This window comes from Staphylococcus sp. acrmy (assembly GCF_022690565.1).
GTDB lineage: Bacteria > Bacillota > Bacilli > Staphylococcales > Staphylococcaceae > Staphylococcus > Staphylococcus caledonicus.
Window position 1 is genome coordinate 89,383 of record NZ_JALCVE010000005.1, and the last position, 18,815, is coordinate 108,197.

Below are 18,815 nucleotides of genomic sequence, written 5' to 3' on the forward strand. Positions count from 1 at the left end.
CTCCTTTAAAATGATATTTAAAAAGCTATTAACTTTTTATTACTTATTTAATATTGTTTTTGCTGCTGCTTCATCGGTAATTAATACCGTATTTTTAGGGGCAATTTTTAGATAAGCTTTTATTGCTTCTCCTTTAGATTGTCCACCTGCAACAGCGAATATAAACTTCTTAGTTTCTAAATCCTCAAGTTGTAAACCGATTGTCTTAACTTTGTAGACTACGTTACCTTGAGCATCAAAATAGTAACCGAAAGCTTCTGCTACGGCTTGGTGATGTTGAAGTTTCTCAAACACCTCATCAGACGATTGTCTACGACGTGCCATCTTCAGCGCATCACCGATACCGTGAATCGTTATATTTGCCTGTTTAATTTTATCTAATGTATGTGCCACGGAAGGTTCCATCAACAATGTATTATATGTTGATTCACTTACATTATCTGGTACATATAGCGTTGTATAATAACCACCAGTTTGTTGAGCCATGCTAGCCGATATTGTGTTTGCTTGATGCACAACGTTCTCGCCCAAGCCACCTCGTGCCGGAACAAAGAACACATTGAAAGGTAATAAATGCATTGCTCGGCTAACGTTAGCCATTGTCGAGCCACCTGTAACAGATACAATTGCATCTTCATAGAGAATACTTTCGAGCAATTGCCCAGCTTGTCTCCCCATTTCAGATTTAACATTTTCTTGAATATCTGCGTCACCAGGTATGACATGAACTTCTTTAATATTAAATGCGGTTTTAATTTCTTCAGAAAGTTGATTATCATCGGTATACATATTGAAGTACTCGTTAAGTTGGCTTAAAACTTCAGTACCTGTTTCAGTAATCTCCATACCCGTTGATTTAACTTGTATAAGATCCTGCTTTTTCAATATGTTCGTTTCAGATCTTAAAATCCGCTCTGTAATATCCATGTGTTCACTTAAACTTCTTCTACCTACTGGCTGGTTATTTGAGATAGTAGTTAAGATAGAAAAGCGTCGATACATTTTCTCTATTAAATCTGGTATCAGCTTTTGTTGAATTTTAATCAAGTCTTTCACTACTACCTTCCTCCTTTATATCTAAAAGGTAACCAATAGTTTAAAACTTGGCTTGAGTCGGTTTGACTTAAAACGTCCCGGATGGGACAAAATCTAACCTCTTTGCACTTGCAATAGTACTATTGTGTTAATGAAAATGCAAGAGAAAAACTCTAATATTTAAAATTATCTGTAAATTTTTTCTTTTACATTATAATTCACCTATTATAAGATTGCCTACCAGTGTTAAAAGATTCTTATTTTAGAACTTTACCCCTAAAATTAATATGATATGCTTTTTATTAAAATTTTAAGTTTTTTCTAATCTGGGTATACAATTAAATACAAATACTATTGGGAGGTTGAGGAGATGGCTCGTGAAGATAGTAAAGAGGTCGAAGTAATCGATCCTTCCGATCAAAGATATAAAGATGACCGCTATTTTAATCATCATGAAGAGTCAAGAAATGGAAATTATTCTATGAGATATCAATATGGTTGTGGTTGCCCATTTGGTTGCTTCTCTTCTATATTTATTTCAATTTTACTTTCTATCATCTTAACTTTTTTACTTAACTGGATATTCTAATGAATAAATATAAACGGGAGCGGGACAGAAATCTAATGTAATTTCAAAGATTTCGTCGTCCCGCCCCGGCAAGGTTGACTAGAAATAAAGAAAGTGAGGTTCGAACGCATCTTCATTTCAGACAACTACTGCCATAACTAAAGGCTGAACCATTTTTTATATTAATGGCTCAGCCTCTTTAATTTTATATTTTTTCATTTCCTTATTGATTAGAACTGTTGTTATTTTGTGATTGTGTTGAACTATTGTTTGAAGCTTTATTTTGTGATGACTGTTGTGTTGATGATGCTGTAGATCTTTGTTGAGACTGTTGGGTTTGTTGAGTTTGTTGAGTTTGTTGAGTTTGTTGTGTGTTCTTTTGTTGAGTAGATTGAGTACTTTGTGATGACTGTCTTTCATTAGAACTACTACTGTTATTATTGTTATTAGTAGCTTTAGGTGTTTCTTTTGAGTTATTACTTTGATTACTTTGCGAACCTTGAGAGCTTTGATTTCCTTTGTTATTGCTATTATTTTCATCTTTTTCTTCTGTCGCTTGTTCTTGAGTTTGTTTTTCACTTGTTTTAGCTTCTTTTGTTGTTTTTTCTTGAGTAGTAGCCTTTTCTTCAGTTGATGGTTGTTTTGTACGTTGAGGTTCTTGTGATGATTGTTTAGTAGCTTTTTCTTGAGTTGATGGTGTTCGCTGTTGCGTTTGACGTTGTTCTGTTTGAGGTGTTTGTTGTCTTGTCACGTTTTCTTGAGTGGCAGCACTTTCCTCACTATTTTCCTTAGTTTTATCTTCTTTTGTTTTTTTGTCTTCTTTATCTTTATCTTTCTTTTCGCTATCTTTTTTATCTTTATGTTCTTCAGTCGTTTGTTTATTTAACCGTTCGCTTGATCTATTAGAATGATCTACAAATGAAAAGATTGCAAAAGCTAATCCTACAAGTAGAAGAAGTACAATTATTGTACTAACAATTTTAGACATACCGCTCATTTTTTTCTTATCTTGATATTCATAGTCTTCTCTATTTCTATTATTTTTAGACATAAGCTACCTCGCTTTTAGATATTCATTTTTATGGTCCCCTGAATGTAGCATACTATTTTACAGTAAATCTCTTAAAATTAATATTAAAAAGTTTAGGGCGTAAGATGAAATTACTATATAATCACTTATATATGATAACATCATAAGTAATTACAAACACTAATTATCTTAATATATTTTATCCTAATTTTGAGAGTGTGATATAGATGCCAAAAGATATCTCAGAAAAAATAACTGAAGATGAAAAAATACCGCAAAGTAAATTAAGAGAAATGATGTTATATAATGATAATAACGATGATCAAAATACTTCTAAATTTGATTTAACGTTAATTTTAGCAATTTTCATTCCTGCAATCATATTATTCTTAATCTACTTCATTTAGTACTATAATAGATATGTAAAAAGCCCATACGATGCTCGCATGGGCTACTACTAAAGGGAGTCAAAATTGACCTTCGTTTACGTATTTTATGGGGTATACTCATGTTAGTTAAATGTTGTTAAAAACAACTATAGCGAAGGTACATCCCTATTATAACTTAACGATCATAAATTTAAATCCGGTTTACAGCTTAGGAATTGACATATTATTGACTAAACGTTGTACATTTTTTGAACAACAAAAACTAGTCTAAACTATCGCACAATATTTCTTTAATTTACTAAATACAAAGAGGTGTAAAGATGAAAAAATATTTAATTACTGGTGGAACAGGCATGGTAGGTAGCCATTTAGTAAATAAAATAAAAAAACAAGATGCGCATATCATTATTTTAACGCGTAGTGATAAACAAAGTGACGAACCAAAAATTTCTTATATAAATTGGTCAAAAGATGGTTGGGAAGATCAAGTACCTAATGATATAAATATCGTCATTAATTTAGCAGGTGCAACATTAAATAAACGTTGGACACCTTCATACAAGCAACTAATTATGAAGAGTCGTATTGAGTCAACACAGGCTTTAGTCAACTTATTTGCCGAACGTCAACATAAACCTGATGTCCTATTTAATGCAAGTGCCATGGGTTATTACCCTCCAAGCCTTCATCATACCTATACCGAAAAATATCAAACACTTCCATTTGATTTCTTATCAGACGTAGTATATCAATGGGAACGTTTTGCTAAACGCTTTGAGGATTTTGGAACGCGTGTGGTTCTAGGAAGATTTAGTATGATTTTATCTGATGACGGTGGCGCACTACAAACTATGAAATTGCCTTATAAATTCTTTGTAGGCGGTAAGTTAGGTTCTGGTTCTCAATGGTATTCTTGGATTCATATAGATGACCTTGTACAAGCCATTTTATTCACAATTGATAACCAAGCAGCACGTGGACCTTTCAATATGGCTTCTCCTTTACCTGAACGTCAAAATCTATTCGGTTATACTCTTGCTCGCGTAATGCACAAACCTCATGAAACATGGGCACCATCACTTGCAATGAGAGCCGTTCTAGGTGAAATGTCTACCGTTGTGCTAGATACTCAAAAAGTATTACCTAACAAACTCGATGCGTTAGGCTATAACTTTAAATATCCTAATTTAAAACTGGCTCTCGAAGATTTAATTAAAGATTAATACTAGAGGTTCTAATTATGAACGATTCCAAATTAACTTATATATTGCTCATTATTGCAAGCTTATGTCTTATCTTGAATGGTATTTTTGCTTTTGAAAATAATGTAGTAATCAAAATTATGTCTATTACTTTTATTATTGTAGGCATTCTATTACTCGCTGTTTCGATTCAATTATTTTTAAAGCACACTTCGAAAAAATAATAAAAAATAAGAGGGAGCGCATTGATTGCGTTCCCTCTTTTCAATCTTTAATGATTAATCTTCTGGTTGCATAACTCCGTCGATTAAACCGTATTCTTTAGCTTCGTCAGCTGTTAAGAAATTATCACGGTCTGTGTCTTGTTGGATTTTTTCAATGCTTTGGCCAGTACGTTCTGCTAAAATTCTATTTAATTTTTCACGTGTTTTTAGAATGTGATTAGCAGCAATTTCGATTTCAGTAGCTTGACCTTGAGCGCCACCTAATGGTTGGTGAATCATTACTTCAGCATTTGGTAATGCATAACGTTTACCTTTTGCACCAGCAGCTAATAAGAATGAACCCATTGATGCAGCCATACCGATACAAATAGTTTGTACATCAGGTTTAATGTGTTGAATCGTATCATAGATTGCAAAACCAGCTGTGACACTGCCACCTGGAGAATTAATATATAGGTAAATATCTTTTTCAGAATCTTGAGCTTGTAAGAATAATAATTGTGATACAATTGAGTTTGCTACGTTATCATCAATAGCTGAACCTAACATGATGATACGGTCTTTTAATAATCTAGAATAAATATCATATGCGCGTTCACCGCGGTTTGTTGTTTCAATAACTGTAGGAATTAAATTCATTTATATTTCCTCCTCATAATTAACTGTTACATTGTATTTTACATCAAAAGTCAAAAATGGTCAAAAATTTAACCTATCCTTTTTCTCGGACGTTTGACTCAAATTAAAAATATTTTGTACACTATAAACATACATATAAATTGTACTTTTAAATGAATAAATAGTACAGAAATACGTTTTCAAATTAGCTCCTCGTAGTGTAATGGATAGCACGTAAGATTCCGGTTCTTAAGATAGAGGTTCGATTCCTCTCGAGGGGGTTATTATATACTAATTAAATACATTGTTAAAATCAAAAGCCCATAACAATGGGCTTTTTTCTATATCTGCCATTAATAACACGCCATCTAAAACTCATTTTCAGGGACTTTTTAGGGGCTCAAGCTACAATTTAACATTATAATAACAAACACCCAAAACATTGGATTGATACACAACCAAATTTTAGGTGTTTGTAGTTTATCTATAATTCTATTTTCTCGCCACTACGCAATTTATCAGCAAGTTCATTTAGCTTTCTCAAGCGATGATTAACGCCCGATTTCGAGATGGCACCTGTTGATAACATTTCACCGAGTTCTTTTAAAGAAATCTCTTGATGTTCGACGCGTAATTTAGCAATCTCTCTCAAACGATCTGGCAAGTTATCCAAGCCAATTTCTTGATCGATCAATTGGATACTTTGAACTTGTTTCATCGCAGCACTGACGGTCTTATTTAAATTAGCCGTCTCACAATTGACCAAGCGATTAACCGAGTTTCTCATATCTCTAACGATACGTACGTCCTCAAATTTTAATAACGCTTGATAGCCACCTATTAAACTTAAAAATTCAGAGATTTTTTCCGCTTCTTTTAAATAAGCAATACTGCCTTTTTTACGTTCCAAATGTTTAGCATTTAAGCCATAGCTATTCATTAATTTAGTTAAACCTTCTGAGTGATTCTCATATTGTGAGAAAATTTCTAAATGGTACGATGACGTTTCTGGATTATTAACTGAACCACCAGCTAAGAAAGCCCCACGCAGATAGCTTCTACGCATTTCATCGTCCGTAATCATACTGGCATCAATGTCGTGTACAAAAATCCCATTTTTCAAAATACCCAGTTGATCAAGTATTTCCTTAGCGCGAACTTTAGTTCGACAAATATAAATATTGTTTTTCTTCAGTTTCATTTTTTTACGCACTAATATTTCTACTTCGACATTAAATACACGTTTAATTAATGAATAAATTCGTCTTGCCGTTGTCGCATTCTCAGTTTGAACGTTAATTACAAATTGCTGATTAGATAGGCTGAGTGCACCGTTCATGCGTATTAATGCGCTAAGCTCTGCTTTAGCGTTACTTTCATCTACTTCAATACGCGTTAATTCATTTTTCATCTCTGACGCAAAACTCATCACACATTCCTCCCTCTCTAATCATTGTTATAAATACATGTAATTAACATCTCTAATACATTAATTTATGTTAATTCAATTTTAATAGACATATGCTTAATATCTTATCATAATTTACCACGTGAAAAGAAATATTTATTTCTTAGGTTGGAATTGAATTGTGCTTGTTAATTCAAGTGCTAAATCATAAATTAATTGTGCTAGAACTTTCGTGTTGTGACGAACTAAATATTCATCAGATACTTCCACCAAATTGTTAGAAGTAATAATTTTAATATTATTATCGGTTAATTCATCCACGTTCATTTCAACAGGTTTCGCATGACGTTCTTCATAACGTTTTAGGACTTCGTCATCATATTTATCGTCACTGCATATTACGAAATCAACAAAGTCTTTTCCTGCATGGTCGTGAAGAGCTTGAATATGATCTAACACATCATAGTCTGCTGTCTCACCTGGTTGAGTCATTATATTAGATATATATAATTTAGGCGCTTGAGAATTTAAAATTGCATCAGACATCCCTTTTACACATAAATTAGAAATGACACTCGTATATAAAGAGCCAGGTCCTAATACAATTAAATCAGCTTCTTCTAACGCATCAATTGCTTCTTCCATTGGTTCAACATTTGGGGGCTCTAAATACACACGCTCGATTTTTTTATTTTTCTTAGGTATTTTAGATTCGCCACTCACAATTTCGCCGTCTTCTAATACGGCATTAAGCATTACATTGGTATTTGTTGAAGGTATCACTTTACCTTTAATATTTAATATTTTACTTAACTCTTTCACTGCATGACCGAAGTCATCTTTAATGTTAGTTAAGGCTGCTAATAATAAATTACCTAGTGAATGCCCTTCAATTTGGTGCTCTTCAAAACGATATTGGAATAATTCTTCTAAAATTGGTTCAGCATCGCTTAAAGCAGCAATTACATTTCTTATATCTCCAGGAGCAGGTATATCCATTTCACTACGGATTTTACCAGTACTTCCCCCGTCGTCTGCTACTGTCACAATTGTTGTTATATCTATAGGGTATTCTCTTAAACCCCTAGCTAATACTGATAGGCCGGTTCCTCCGCCTATGAGCACAATTTTTAATTGTTTCATTTTTTCACGCCACTTTCGATATGCGCATCTCTATGATGGACATAAACATTATAGTCAAAAATTTCTTCTAACTCTTCGCCAATTCGTTTGGCTAAGGCTACTGAACGGTGTTGACCACCGGTACAGCCTATCGCAATGACTAATTGTGATTTACCCTCTTTTTTATAACCTGGTATCATAAAGTTTAATAAATCCATTAATTTTTCAAAAAATATCTCTGTCTCTCGCCATTTCATTACATAATTATAAACCGCTTCATCTTCCCCCGTCATCGGTCGCAAGTCTTCTACATAATAAGGATTGGGAAGGAATCTAACATCAAACACTAAGTCGGCGTCCATTTGAATGCCATGTTTGAATCCAAAACTTGTAACATTAATGCTAAATGATTTGAAGTTTTCATCTTCAAATTTTTTCTTAATTTTCTCTTTTAAATCTTTGACCTTTATATTCGTTGTATCGATAATATAGTTTGCGATAGTACGGATATTTGAAAGCAATTGTCTTTCTTCAACGATAGAATCGATAAGTGACTGTTGCCCGTTTTCATTCAATGGATGTGCACGTCGTGTTTCTTTGTATCTAGAGATTAATTTTTCAGTATCAGCTTCTAAAAACATTACATCTACAATGACGTCATTACGGCTTTTTATTGCATCAATTTCATCGACTAAAGATTTAAATAACTCTTTACCGCGTAAATCTATGGCAATTGCAACTTTTTGCAGAGAAGGATTCCCTTGTTCCATTAATTCAACAAATTTAGGGAGCAATATAGGTGGTAAGTTATCTACGCAAAAGAAACCGATATCTTCTAAACATTGTATAACGACTGATTTTCCTGCTCCGGACAAGCCAGTTACTACTAATAATTCACTTTTACTCATTTCGTTTTCAGTTTGATTTATCATTATGCCACCGCCTAGTTAGTCTTAAAATTATTATCGTATATGTATCTCTCTTTATTTACTCTCATAATATCATATGTTCAAATCAACGTAATTAGTTACTCTTCGTATTTATTTATTTTCATGAAAAAAGCTAGAATAAATGAGATTGAGACATTTACCATTTATACTCTGGAAAACTGATTAATAGCCTCCCAAAAGCAAGGTTTCTTCGTCCTAACCTCTTTATTCTAGCTCGTATGACGTCTTATGCGTCTTGTTTATCTTTTAATTCTTCAATATAGTCGATAGCACTTTGCGCAGCTATACTACCATCACCTGTAGCAGTTACGATTTGACGTAAGCCTTTGTCTCTTACATCGCCAGCTGCAAAAATACCAGGTACTGATGTACTCATATTATCTTCTGTAAGAATATAACCTGTATCGTTTGTAATACCTAGATTAGTAAATGGCGCAGTTAATGGTTTCATACCAATATAAATGAATACACCGTCAGCATCTAACGTTTGTTCTGATGCATCTTTAGTTGATACTAAAGTAACTGAACCTACTTTACCATCTTTATCATTGATTGATTTTAAAGTATGACTCCAAATGAAATCAATTTTGTCGTTTTTGAAGGCACGATCTTGTAAGATTTTTTGAGCTCTTAATTCGTCTCTTCTGTGTACGATAGTTACTTTTTCTGCGAATTTAGTAAGGAATGCACCTTCCTCTACTGCAGAGTCGCCACCGCCGATAACAAAGATATTTTTATTTTTGAAGAAGGCACCATCACATACTGCACAATAACTTACGCCTCGTCCACCAAGTTCTTGTTCGCCAGGGACACCAATTTTTTTATATTCAGCGCCAGTTGAAATAATCACAGCACGTGCTGTTACTTCTTTATTTCCTAGGTTAATGACTTTATAGTCGCCTTTATCTTCGATTGACTTAATGTCACCATATTGATACTCAGCGCCGAATTTTTTAGCGTGTTCAAACATTTTTGTAGATAAATCTGGACCAGTAATCATTTCAAATCCAGGGAAGTTTTCAACTTCTTCAGTATTAGCCATTTGGCCACCAGGCATGCCTCGTTCAATCATAACAGTGCTTAAATTTGCACGTGATGCATAAACTGCTGCAGTCATACCGGCTGGCCCTGCTCCGATAATCGCAACATCATAATCTATTTCAGTCATTTTTATGCCTCCTACGTTTTTATTATCATGGGCATTATATATTATTCTTAAACATACTTAAATTTATATGCTCAATAGTTGGTCAATCGCACTATCTAATTTGTAACGCGAAACATTAAACAATTCCATAATCTTTTTCTTAGTGATATGACTATTATAGTATCGATGGTACAGGTACGTATGCGCTGCTAAATATCTTTCAACTTCATTTAGATCTATGTCATTAGCAATCAACGCTTCCCCTTTATCAATCCAACTAACGAACAACTCTGTATCTTGTGGTAAGTCTTCCGCTTCATATAATTTAACTAAGCCTCGATGAATAAAATCAAGCTTATTCAAATGTAAACCTTGTACTAAATAAGTTAAATATAGTTTTTCATAATCATTCATATTTTCTAATATGGACCATATTTCTTCAGTCATTAAAATTTCCTTGCCATTCAACTGATTTAATAAAAAGACTCCGTACAATCTATAATGGTTATCGTCATCTTGTAAGAGGGGGAGTATTCTTTGATTAAATGTTGCTTTACTTTCTTCTAAAATCCATGGTGCATAGCCAACATCCACTTTAGAAATTTGTAATAATTTATCCCAGAATACTTTACTTTGTTCTTTATTTCCAAGGTAATAATAGTTAAAACTTAGCGCGTTGAACATTTGAAGGGATGCAAATTTACCTTTTTTATATAAGGGTAATAAGATTTGTTGCGACGCTTCATATTGTTTCAAATAACTTAATACGATACCTAACTTGAAACTTTCATCATCATTCATAGGTACAACTTTACTTAATATTTTTAAATATTTATGGTACTTTTCAGTTTCGTTCGTATTATATAACAATAACGTATAATGACATAATGCATGAACGTCAGAGTTGTCTTCTGCTAATAATTCTTCAAACATTTCTTTCGCAATCGTATATTCGCTTAGGTATAAATAGCACATTGCTAATAAATTGCGAATAACACGATGTTTTTGAATCGTTTCATCTTGGTTCAGAATATAAGTACGTGCGTCTTTTAAACGCCCTTGAGAAAATAAATATTGGAACAGAAGTTGTATACTGAAAAGTTGGGCTTCTAATTCAATCTTTTCTTCACTCATATATGAAACTTCGAAGGTTTTTTCAAGTTCTTCTCTAAATTCTTTATCCCCTGTTAAAATCACATAATTAATACCAAACAAGAATGCCTTGTTTGGCTCATTAAGATCGATGTTCAATTCGCTTAATTGGTAAAAGCTTTCTTCTACATTGTCTTCATTAATAATGCTTTCGTAGAACACTTTTTCAGCTTGTCTACCTAAATTAAGTTTATTTAAACAGTAGGTATATTTTAGTTTTATATCAAAATCATCTGGTGACAAATCAAGCACTTTTCTATAATATTCAGCTGCTTTACTGAAATCTTCTTGTCTATACTTTTGATCTGCCATTTTACGATAGAAATCTTCGTCAAATTTCATTGAAATAATTTTATCGCTATTTTGTGCCATGCTTTGTCACCTCTTTTCTATTTATAATGAATGTGCATTGGATTTCCGTATGCAATCGCGTGGTCTGGAATATCTTTAGAAACTACAGTGCCAGCTTTCACAACAACACTGCTACCTATTTTTATTCCTGGCAAGATAGTCGTATTCGCTCCTATTAAGGTTTGATTTCCTATACTTACTTTACCATAGCGATACTCATCGACTAACACTTCGTGAGTTAATATTGTAGTATTATAACCAATCACGCAATTATTGCCAATTGAAATTAACTGAGGATGAAAAATATCGGGCATAACTTTATAGGCCATCGCAGTGTACTTGCCAATTTTCATTTTCAAAAGGTTGATATACACACAACGTTTGAAACGTAGAGACGGTAAGAAACGACAAATTTCTATAATTAGCGTATTCTTTAAGACTTTTGAAAATCGCACAAAGTGATAAATACGCCATCGAGGATTAATTGACTGATTCCCTACTTTAGATAAACGTCTCATTATTTCGCGTTCCCTTTTGAAGTTGACCATGACAACGGTCCCGCTGTCTTATAAATTGGAGGTTGATATTTCATGCGACGATAAACCATTAAAACAAGTCCGATTATAATTAAAATAACTGAGACTAATTGGGCAACGCGAATATTACTTGTTAACATTAGACTATCTGTTCGTAACCCTTCAATAAAGAAACGTCCTACTGAATACCAGATAAGGTAAAGTGTGAAAGTTTCACCTACTCGAAGGTGTTTTCTCACAGTAATTAAAATAATAAAACCTAAAATATCCCATACAGATTCGTATAGAAATGTAGGGTGATAATAGACCCCTTCAATATACATATTATTGATAATAAAATCTGGGATATGTAAGTTTTCTAAGAAAGATCTTGAAACTGGGCCACCGTGTGCTTCATGATTCATAAAATTACCCCAACGTCCGATACCTTGAGCTAATATAATACTCGGCGCAACGATGTCTCCAATTTGAAATGGATTTAGATTTTTAATTTTACATACAATAATGCCAGTTATAAATCCACCTATTAAACCACCGTGAATCGCTATACCACCATGCCATATTTTCGGTATTTCACCTGGATTCTCCATATAATATGGCCACTGGAAAATAACAAAATAAATACGTGCCATAAGAAAACCAAAGATAGCACTATAAAAAATAATATCGACGAGTGTGTCTTTATGTAAACCTACGTATTTTAAACTTTCTTGAGCGATAAAATAACCGATAAGAATTCCTACGGCGATGATAATCCCGTACCATTTTATTGATAAGGGACCTAAATTAAATGCGGTGGGATCAATATAATTTAAATTAAATATCATTCATTAGTTCTCCTTGCTTTGATGACCTTTTCTTAAAATTTCTTCATTTAGGCGTTGATTAAATTCTTCAGCAGTATTAATACCCATGATATTTAAACGGTAATTCATAGCTGCGACTTCGATGATAACTGCTACATTTCGTCCTGGACGTACTGGAATTGTTTTTTTAGTAATTTCCGTATCAAGTATTTGTAATGTTTCTTCATGAAGTCCAACACGGTCATATAATTTGTTTTTGTCCCAATTTTCCAAATTAATATTTAAACGAATTTGCTTCTGAGTTAAAATTGAGCCCGCGCCAAATAGCGTCATCACATTGATAATACCTAAACCGCGAATTTCAAGTAAATGTTCGATAAGTTTAGGTGGAGTGCCTATAAGCTCATCTTTCGTAATTTGACGGATTTCTACATTGTCATCGGCTACGAGACGATGTCCACGTTTCACTAATTCAAGTGCTGTTTCACTCTTACCAATTCCAGAGTCACCAGTAATTAATACCCCTACGCCGTACACATCGACTAATACACCGTGTAGAGAGGTCGTTTTAGCTAATTCATGCTCTAAGAATGTTGTTAGACGACTCATTAAGCTTGTTGTCGCATCTTTAGAGACGATAAGTGGTGTATCCATTTCTTGAGCAGCATCGATTAATTCTTGCGGTGGCTCTAATCCTCTTGTCACAATAATAGCAGGTGTTTCTGGACGACACAGTTTGCGCATGCGTCCATGTCGTTCTTCGTCAGGTAATAAATTGTAAAATGATAGTTCTGTAGTACCTAATAATTGTATACGGTCTGCCGCATAGTGAGAGAAGTACCCCGCCATTTCCAAACCAGGTCTAGATATATCAGTATTTTTAATAGATTTATGTAGTCCATTTTTACCGGTAAATAATTCTAGATTTAATAAATTAACTAATTTCTCAGTCGTTAACATAAGTTCACCTCAACATTTTCCCTTGAATTCATTCATCTATTATCATATCAAAAATAAACTCATAATTTATATAAAAAAGGTGAATTCATTTTTAATTTGTTTCTCCACCTCTTTGCACACATGAAAAATCGTCTTTTATTTATAACGATTTGCCTTCTCATAAGGCGTTTAAATTAAAAACAGTCTGAAACACTAAATCGTTCCAGACTGCTTAAACAAGATGATTTCATATTTAATGTGCTCGTTCTCTGTAAGTGAGCTATTCATGCATCACAATTCAATTATTCAACCTTGTCACGTTCTAATACTGTTTTTTAAATAGTTGCCAGTATATGATTCTTCTACTTTTGCAATTTCTTCAGGCGTACCAGTAGCCACGATTGTACCGCCACCTTCGCCACCTTCAGGACCTAAATCGATGATATGGTCAGCTGTCTTAATGACATCTAAATTATGCTCGATAATAACTACTGTATCACCATTTTCAACTAGTCGATTAAGCACTTTTAATAAACGACTTATGTCATCAACATGTAAACCAGTAGTAGGCTCATCTAGAATATAAATTGAACGGCCAGTAGAACGTTTGTGCAATTCTGAGGCTAGTTTAACACGTTGAGCCTCACCACCAGATAATGTAGTGGCTTGTTGTCCTAAAGTAATATAACCTAATCCCACATCTACAAGTGTTTGTAATTTGCGGTGAATTTTAGGAATATTTTCAAAGAAATAAGCTGCTTCTTCAACTGTCATATCTAAAACTTCGGCAATATTTTTACCTTTATATGTCACTTCTAGCGTTTCGCGATTATAACGTTTCCCATCACATACTTCACAAGGTACATAAACGTCTGGTAAGAAATGCATTTCAATTTTAATAATACCGTCGCCTTTACACGCTTCACAACGTCCACCTTTAACATTAAAGCTAAAACGTCCTTTTTGATAACCACGAATTTTAGCTTCGTTGGTTTGCGCAAAAACATCTCGAATATTATCAAAAACACCTGTATACGTTGCTGGATTTGAACGTGGTGTTCTTCCGATTGGAGATTGATCAATATCGATTATTTTTTCTAATTGGTCAATACCTTCAATACTGTCATAACTACCAGGTTTAACTTTAGATTTATTGATTTTTTGAGCTAGTGATTTATATAATACTTCATTCACTAGAGAACTTTTACCTGAACCAGACACGCCTGTAACAACTGACATCACAGATAATGGTATATCTACGTCTACACCTTTTAAGTTATTACTACGTGCGCCTTTAATACTAATCTTACGGTCAGTCACTTCACGACGATGTTCAGGAACATTGATACGTTTTTTACCGCTTAAATATTGACCAGTAAGTGAGCTTTTATCTTTCATTACTTTTGTTGGAGTTCCTGCTGATACAATTTCTCCACCGTGGTCTCCTGCACCAGGACCTATATCTACAAGATAATCGGCCGCTCTCATCGTGTCATCATCATGTTCTACTACAATCAAGGTATTACCAAGATCTCTCATTTCTTTAAGCGTGCTAATTAATCGGTCATTATCACGTTGATGCAATCCAATTGATGGTTCATCTAATACGTATAAGACGCCTGTTAGACGAGAGCCAATTTGTGTCGCAAGACGAATACGTTGAGCTTCACCGCCAGATAGCGTGCCTGAAGCACGATTAAGTGTTAAATATTCTAATCCAACGTTATTTAAGAAAGATAAGCGTGAACAAATTTCTTTTAAAATTTGGTTCGCAATCGTCTTATCTTGTTCTGATAATTCGATGCTTTCATAGTACTTCAGGGCGTTACCGATAGAGTATTCAACGACCTCACCGATATTGTAGCCACCCACATATACAGATAACGCTTCTTTACTTAAGCGTTTACCGTGACATGTTTCACATGAAAGTTCTGTCATATATTTACTCATTACTTCACGTGTATATTCTGAAGGTGATTCATGATAACGGCGGTCAATGTTAGGTAGCACACCTTCGAATTTCATTTTTCTACGGCGTGTGCCCCCATTGCGACTATGGAATGAGAATTCTATTTCTTTATCACCAGAGCCGTTCATTAAGATATCTTTTTGTCTATCAGTTAATTTTTTATATGGTTTGTCCATATTGATTTTATATACTTCGCATACGCGTTTTAATAAAGTTGGGTAAAAATCTGAACTAGTAGGCTCCCATGGTTCGATGGCACCTTCATTTAAAGTTTTATTTTGGTCAGGAATAACTAAATCAAGGTCGACCGTCAATCGTTGTCCTAAACCGTCACATGTAGGACATGCGCCAAAAGGACTGTTAAAACTAAACATTCTTGGTTCTAATTCTCCAATTGAAAAACCACAAATCGGGCAGGCATGATTTTCTGAGAATTTAAGATCTTCGCCACCGATAACATCAACGGTGATATTACCTTCAGCTAATTCAAGACCTGTTTCAATTGAATCGGCTAATCGAGTTTCGATACCAGATTTCACTACTAGACGGTCAATAACCACTTCGATAGTGTGATTTTTATTTTTATCCAAATCTGGTACTTCGTTAACATCAACGATTTCTCCATCAACTCTTAAACGTACGTAACCTTTTTTACTTATGTCTTCAATTAATTTCTCATGACTACCTTTTCTATGTGAAATAACTGGTGCTAAAATTTGGATTTTTGTACGTTCTTCTAATTCTAAAATACGATCAACCATTTGTTGAACTGTTTGTGATTCAATTTCAATACCATGGTTTGGACAGTAGGCTTTACCAATACGCGCATAAAGTAAGCGAATATAGTCATAAATTTCTGTAACAGTTGCCACTGTAGAACGTGGATTTTTACTTGTTGTTTTTTGATCAATAGAAATTGCGGGAGATAAACCTTCAATCGTATCTACATCAGGTTTATCCATTTGTCCTAAAAATTGACGCGCATAAGCACTTAATGATTCTACGTAACGACGTTGTCCTTCAGCATAAATCGTATCAAATGCTAAGGAAGATTTCCCTGAACCGGATAACCCCGTCATTACAATTAATTTATTTTTAGGGAGTTCAATATCTACGTCTTTTAAATTATGAGCTCTTGCACCTTTTACTACGATACTTGGTCCTTTCATTCAGCTTCACCCTTCTGCTTTTAATTCAAATAACATATCTCGTAATTCTGTAGCTCGTTCGAAGTCTAAATCTTTCGCTGCTTGTTTCATTTCTTTTTCTATATTTTCAATAGTTTTTTGACGTTCTTTTTTCGTCATTTTCTTAGGTACTTCAGTACGTTGTTTTTCATTTGTTTCGTCATTTTCAACTGTAGCACTGATCACATCGTGAATTTTCTTGTTAATTGTTTTTGGCGTGATGCCATATTTTTCATTATGAGCCATTTGAATTTCACGACGTCTTTGCGTTTCATCTATCGCGTATTGCATAGAATCTGTGATTTTATCTGCATACATAATTACTTCGCCTTTATCGTTACGTGCAGCACGACCAATTGTTTGAATAAGTGAACGGTTTGAACGCAAGAAACCTTCTTTATCCGCATCTAATATAACGACCAATGACACCTCAGGTATATCAATACCCTCTCTAAGTAGGTTAATACCTACTATTGCATCATATGTACCCATACGTAAGTCACGAATAATTTCTATACGCTCTAACGTTTTAATCTCAGAATGGAGGTAATTGACTTTAATGCCAGCCTCTTTCATATAAGTCGTTAAATCTTCACTCATTTTTTTAGTCAACGTGGTTACAAGTACGCGTTCATTTTTATCGATTCTATCTTGAATTTCACTTAACAAGTCATCAATTTGATTTTTCGTTGGTCGAACATCAATCTTAGGATCTAATAATCCTGTAGGACGGATGATTTGTTCAACCATTTCATCAGTATGTTCAAGTTCGTATGGACCTGGCGTTGCTGATACATAAACAAGTTGTTTTGTTTTTTGTTCAAACTCTTCAAATTTAAGCGGACGGTTATCCATCGCACTTGGCAGACGGAACCCATGGTCTACTAATACCTGTTTACGGGCTTGGTCGCCATTAAACATCCCTCTAATTTGTGGTAATGTTACGTGTGATTCATCTATCATTACTAACCAGTCATCACCAAAGTAATCTAATAGCGTATACGGTGTTGAACCAGGTGGTCTTAAAGTTAAATGGACAGAATAGTTCTCAATTCCTGAACAGAATCCCATTTCACGCATCATTTCTAAATCATAATTAGTACGTTGTTCTAGTCGTTGTGCTTCTAGTAATTTATTCTCATCTCTTAACTCTTTAAGACGTTCTTCTAATTCTTTTTCAATTCTTTCAATAGCGACTTTCATTTTCTCTTCTCGAGTTACGAAGTGAGATGCAGGGAAAATCGCAAAATGTTCACGTTCTCGGATAACTTCTCCAGTAAGATAATTGACTTCTCTAATACGGTCAATTTCATCACCGAAAAATTCCACACGAATGCACATTTCTTCACGTGAAGCTGGGAATATTTCTACCACATCTCCACGTACTCTAAATGTCCCACGTTGGAAATCAATATCATTTCTTGAGTATTGTACGTCGACTAATTTTCTAAGGAGCTCACTACGATCCATTTCCATACCAGCACGTACGCTCACTACTAAATCTTTATATTCTTCTGGATTACCTAAACCATAAATACAACTTACACTGGCTATAATAATGACATCATCACGTTCAAATAACGCACTTGTAGCTGAATGTCGTAATTGGTCGATTTCATCATTAATAGAAGCATCTTTCTCAATAAAAGTATCCGTTGAAGGAACATAAGCTTCTGGTTGATAGTAATCATAGTAACTTACGAAATATTCAACTCTGTTCTCTGGAAAGAATTCTTTAAACTCGCTATATAATTGGCCTGCCAATGTTTTGTTATGGGCAATAATTAATGTCGGTTTACCGACTTCTTTGATAACGTTACTCATGGTAAATGTTTTACCTGTACCTGTAGCGCCTAATAGTGTTTGATGACGTTTACCTTCTTTTACGCCTTCAACTATCTTTTCAATCGCTTGAGGTTGGTCCCCTTCTGGATCAAACTCAGAATTCAATTTAAATGGGTAGTGTTCTACCATTCTGACAAGCGCCTCCTCAATGTTAACTTTCTTACTTTATTTCCTATTATTTGAAAAGTATTCTTACTTACAGTTATTTTAGCAAAAATCCAAATAAAAATACAAACGTTTGTTCGCTTACGTTTGTATTTTATGCCTATAATTATTTGGTTGTCTGTACGTTTTATTTAACTTAAATTTTAATATATAGATAGCCTTAGGTTATAGC

The 18,815-nt window shown here is 34.0% G+C and carries 16 protein-coding genes, 1 tRNA gene and 1 pseudogene; 5 read left to right on the plus strand and 13 right to left on the minus strand.

Annotated elements, in window-relative coordinates; all coding sequences use genetic code 11:
* Window positions 1-39: 39 nt before the first annotated feature.
* Entirely contained in the window at window positions 40-1,056 is a 1,017-nt protein-coding gene (locus tag FH144_RS06755; RefSeq protein ID WP_242314564.1) for a sugar-binding transcriptional regulator, read from the minus strand.
* A gap of 349 nt (window positions 1,057-1,405) precedes the next feature.
* Here FH144_RS06755 and FH144_RS06760 point away from each other — a divergent pair, with 349 nt between their 5' ends.
* On the plus strand, window positions 1,406-1,624 hold the full coding sequence (locus tag FH144_RS06760) for a hypothetical protein (RefSeq protein ID WP_107507505.1): 219 nt from the start codon (window positions 1,406-1,408) through the stop codon (window positions 1,622-1,624).
* Between the two features lie 202 nt (window positions 1,625-1,826).
* Here FH144_RS06760 and FH144_RS06765 read toward each other — a convergent pair whose 3' ends face one another.
* Window positions 1,827-2,654: a DUF4887 domain-containing protein gene (locus tag FH144_RS06765; protein WP_242314566.1), complete on the minus strand. Its 828-nt coding sequence runs from the start codon at window positions 2,652-2,654 to the stop codon at window positions 1,827-1,829.
* 206 nt (window positions 2,655-2,860) lie between these two features.
* Between FH144_RS06765 and FH144_RS06770 the strand changes: the two genes are divergently transcribed.
* The 3 genes from FH144_RS06770 to FH144_RS06780 all read left to right on the plus strand — a co-directional run bounded on the left by FH144_RS06770 (window position 2,861) and on the right by FH144_RS06780 (window position 4,448).
* Window positions 2,861-3,040, plus strand: coding sequence for a hypothetical protein (locus FH144_RS06770; RefSeq protein WP_107507503.1), 180 nt, complete (start codon window positions 2,861-2,863; stop codon window positions 3,038-3,040).
* Window positions 3,041-3,342: 302 nt separating this feature from the next.
* Window positions 3,343-4,245, plus strand: a complete 903-nt coding sequence (locus tag FH144_RS06775; protein WP_242314568.1) for a TIGR01777 family oxidoreductase — start codon at window positions 3,343-3,345, stop codon at window positions 4,243-4,245.
* Window positions 4,246-4,262: 17 nt separating this feature from the next.
* The gene (locus FH144_RS06780) at window positions 4,263-4,448 is read left to right on the plus strand and encodes a hypothetical protein (protein WP_242314570.1); all 186 of its coding nucleotides are present in this window, start codon (window positions 4,263-4,265) and stop codon (window positions 4,446-4,448) included.
* A 54-nt stretch (window positions 4,449-4,502) separates the two neighbouring features.
* On the opposite strand, the gene clpP is transcribed toward FH144_RS06780, so the two are convergent.
* Complete coding sequence (gene clpP / locus FH144_RS06785; protein WP_103167584.1) at window positions 4,503-5,087, minus strand: ATP-dependent Clp endopeptidase proteolytic subunit ClpP; 585 nt, start codon at window positions 5,085-5,087, stop codon at window positions 4,503-4,505.
* Between the two features lie 188 nt (window positions 5,088-5,275).
* Here clpP and FH144_RS06790 point away from each other — a divergent pair.
* Window positions 5,276-5,347, plus strand: a tRNA-Arg gene (locus FH144_RS06790).
* Window positions 5,348-5,550: 203 nt separating this feature from the next.
* Here FH144_RS06790 and whiA read toward each other — a convergent pair.
* The 10 genes and pseudogenes from whiA to uvrB all read right to left on the minus strand — a co-directional run bounded on the left by whiA (window position 5,551) and on the right by uvrB (window position 18,607).
* On the minus strand, window positions 5,551-6,495 hold the full coding sequence (gene whiA, locus FH144_RS06795) for a DNA-binding protein WhiA (protein ID WP_107507500.1): 945 nt from the start codon (window positions 6,493-6,495) through the stop codon (window positions 5,551-5,553).
* A 135-nt stretch (window positions 6,496-6,630) separates the two neighbouring features.
* The gene (locus FH144_RS06800) at window positions 6,631-7,617 is read right to left on the minus strand and encodes a gluconeogenesis factor YvcK family protein (RefSeq protein ID WP_242314573.1); all 987 of its coding nucleotides are present in this window, start codon (window positions 7,615-7,617) and stop codon (window positions 6,631-6,633) included.
* Window positions 7,614-8,528 carry an RNase adapter RapZ gene (rapZ, locus tag FH144_RS06805; protein ID WP_107507498.1) on the minus strand — a complete coding sequence of 305 codons (915 nt, stop codon included), beginning with the start codon at window positions 8,526-8,528 and terminating at the stop codon, window positions 7,614-7,616. The genes FH144_RS06800 and rapZ overlap by 4 nt, the downstream gene beginning before the upstream one ends.
* A gap of 244 nt (window positions 8,529-8,772) precedes the next feature.
* Window positions 8,773-9,714 (minus strand): thioredoxin-disulfide reductase, encoded by a 942-nt coding sequence (gene trxB / locus FH144_RS06810; protein WP_107507497.1) that lies wholly within the window; start codon window positions 9,712-9,714, stop codon window positions 8,773-8,775.
* Window positions 9,715-9,777: 63 nt separating this feature from the next.
* Window positions 9,778-11,217, minus strand: a complete 1,440-nt coding sequence (locus FH144_RS06815; RefSeq protein ID WP_242314576.1) for a tetratricopeptide repeat protein — start codon at window positions 11,215-11,217, stop codon at window positions 9,778-9,780.
* Between the two features lie 17 nt (window positions 11,218-11,234).
* Entirely contained in the window at window positions 11,235-11,714 is a 480-nt protein-coding gene (locus tag FH144_RS06820) for an acyltransferase (protein ID WP_242314578.1), read from the minus strand.
* Complete coding sequence (lgt, locus tag FH144_RS06825) at window positions 11,714-12,559, minus strand: prolipoprotein diacylglyceryl transferase (RefSeq protein WP_242314580.1); 846 nt, start codon at window positions 12,557-12,559, stop codon at window positions 11,714-11,716. Before lgt ends, FH144_RS06820 begins: the two co-directional genes overlap by 1 nt.
* Window positions 12,560-12,562: 3 nt before the next feature.
* Window positions 12,563-13,498, minus strand: a complete 936-nt coding sequence (hprK, locus tag FH144_RS06830) for an HPr(Ser) kinase/phosphatase (protein WP_107507493.1) — start codon at window positions 13,496-13,498, stop codon at window positions 12,563-12,565.
* A 281-nt stretch (window positions 13,499-13,779) separates the two neighbouring features.
* Window positions 13,780-16,615 (minus strand): annotated as a pseudogene (gene uvrA, locus FH144_RS06835) (excinuclease ABC subunit UvrA).
* 6 nt (window positions 16,616-16,621) lie between these two features.
* Window positions 16,622-18,607, minus strand: coding sequence for an excinuclease ABC subunit UvrB (gene uvrB, locus FH144_RS06840; RefSeq protein ID WP_198610972.1), 1,986 nt, complete (start codon window positions 18,605-18,607; stop codon window positions 16,622-16,624).
* Between the last annotated feature and the right edge of the window lie 208 nt (window positions 18,608-18,815).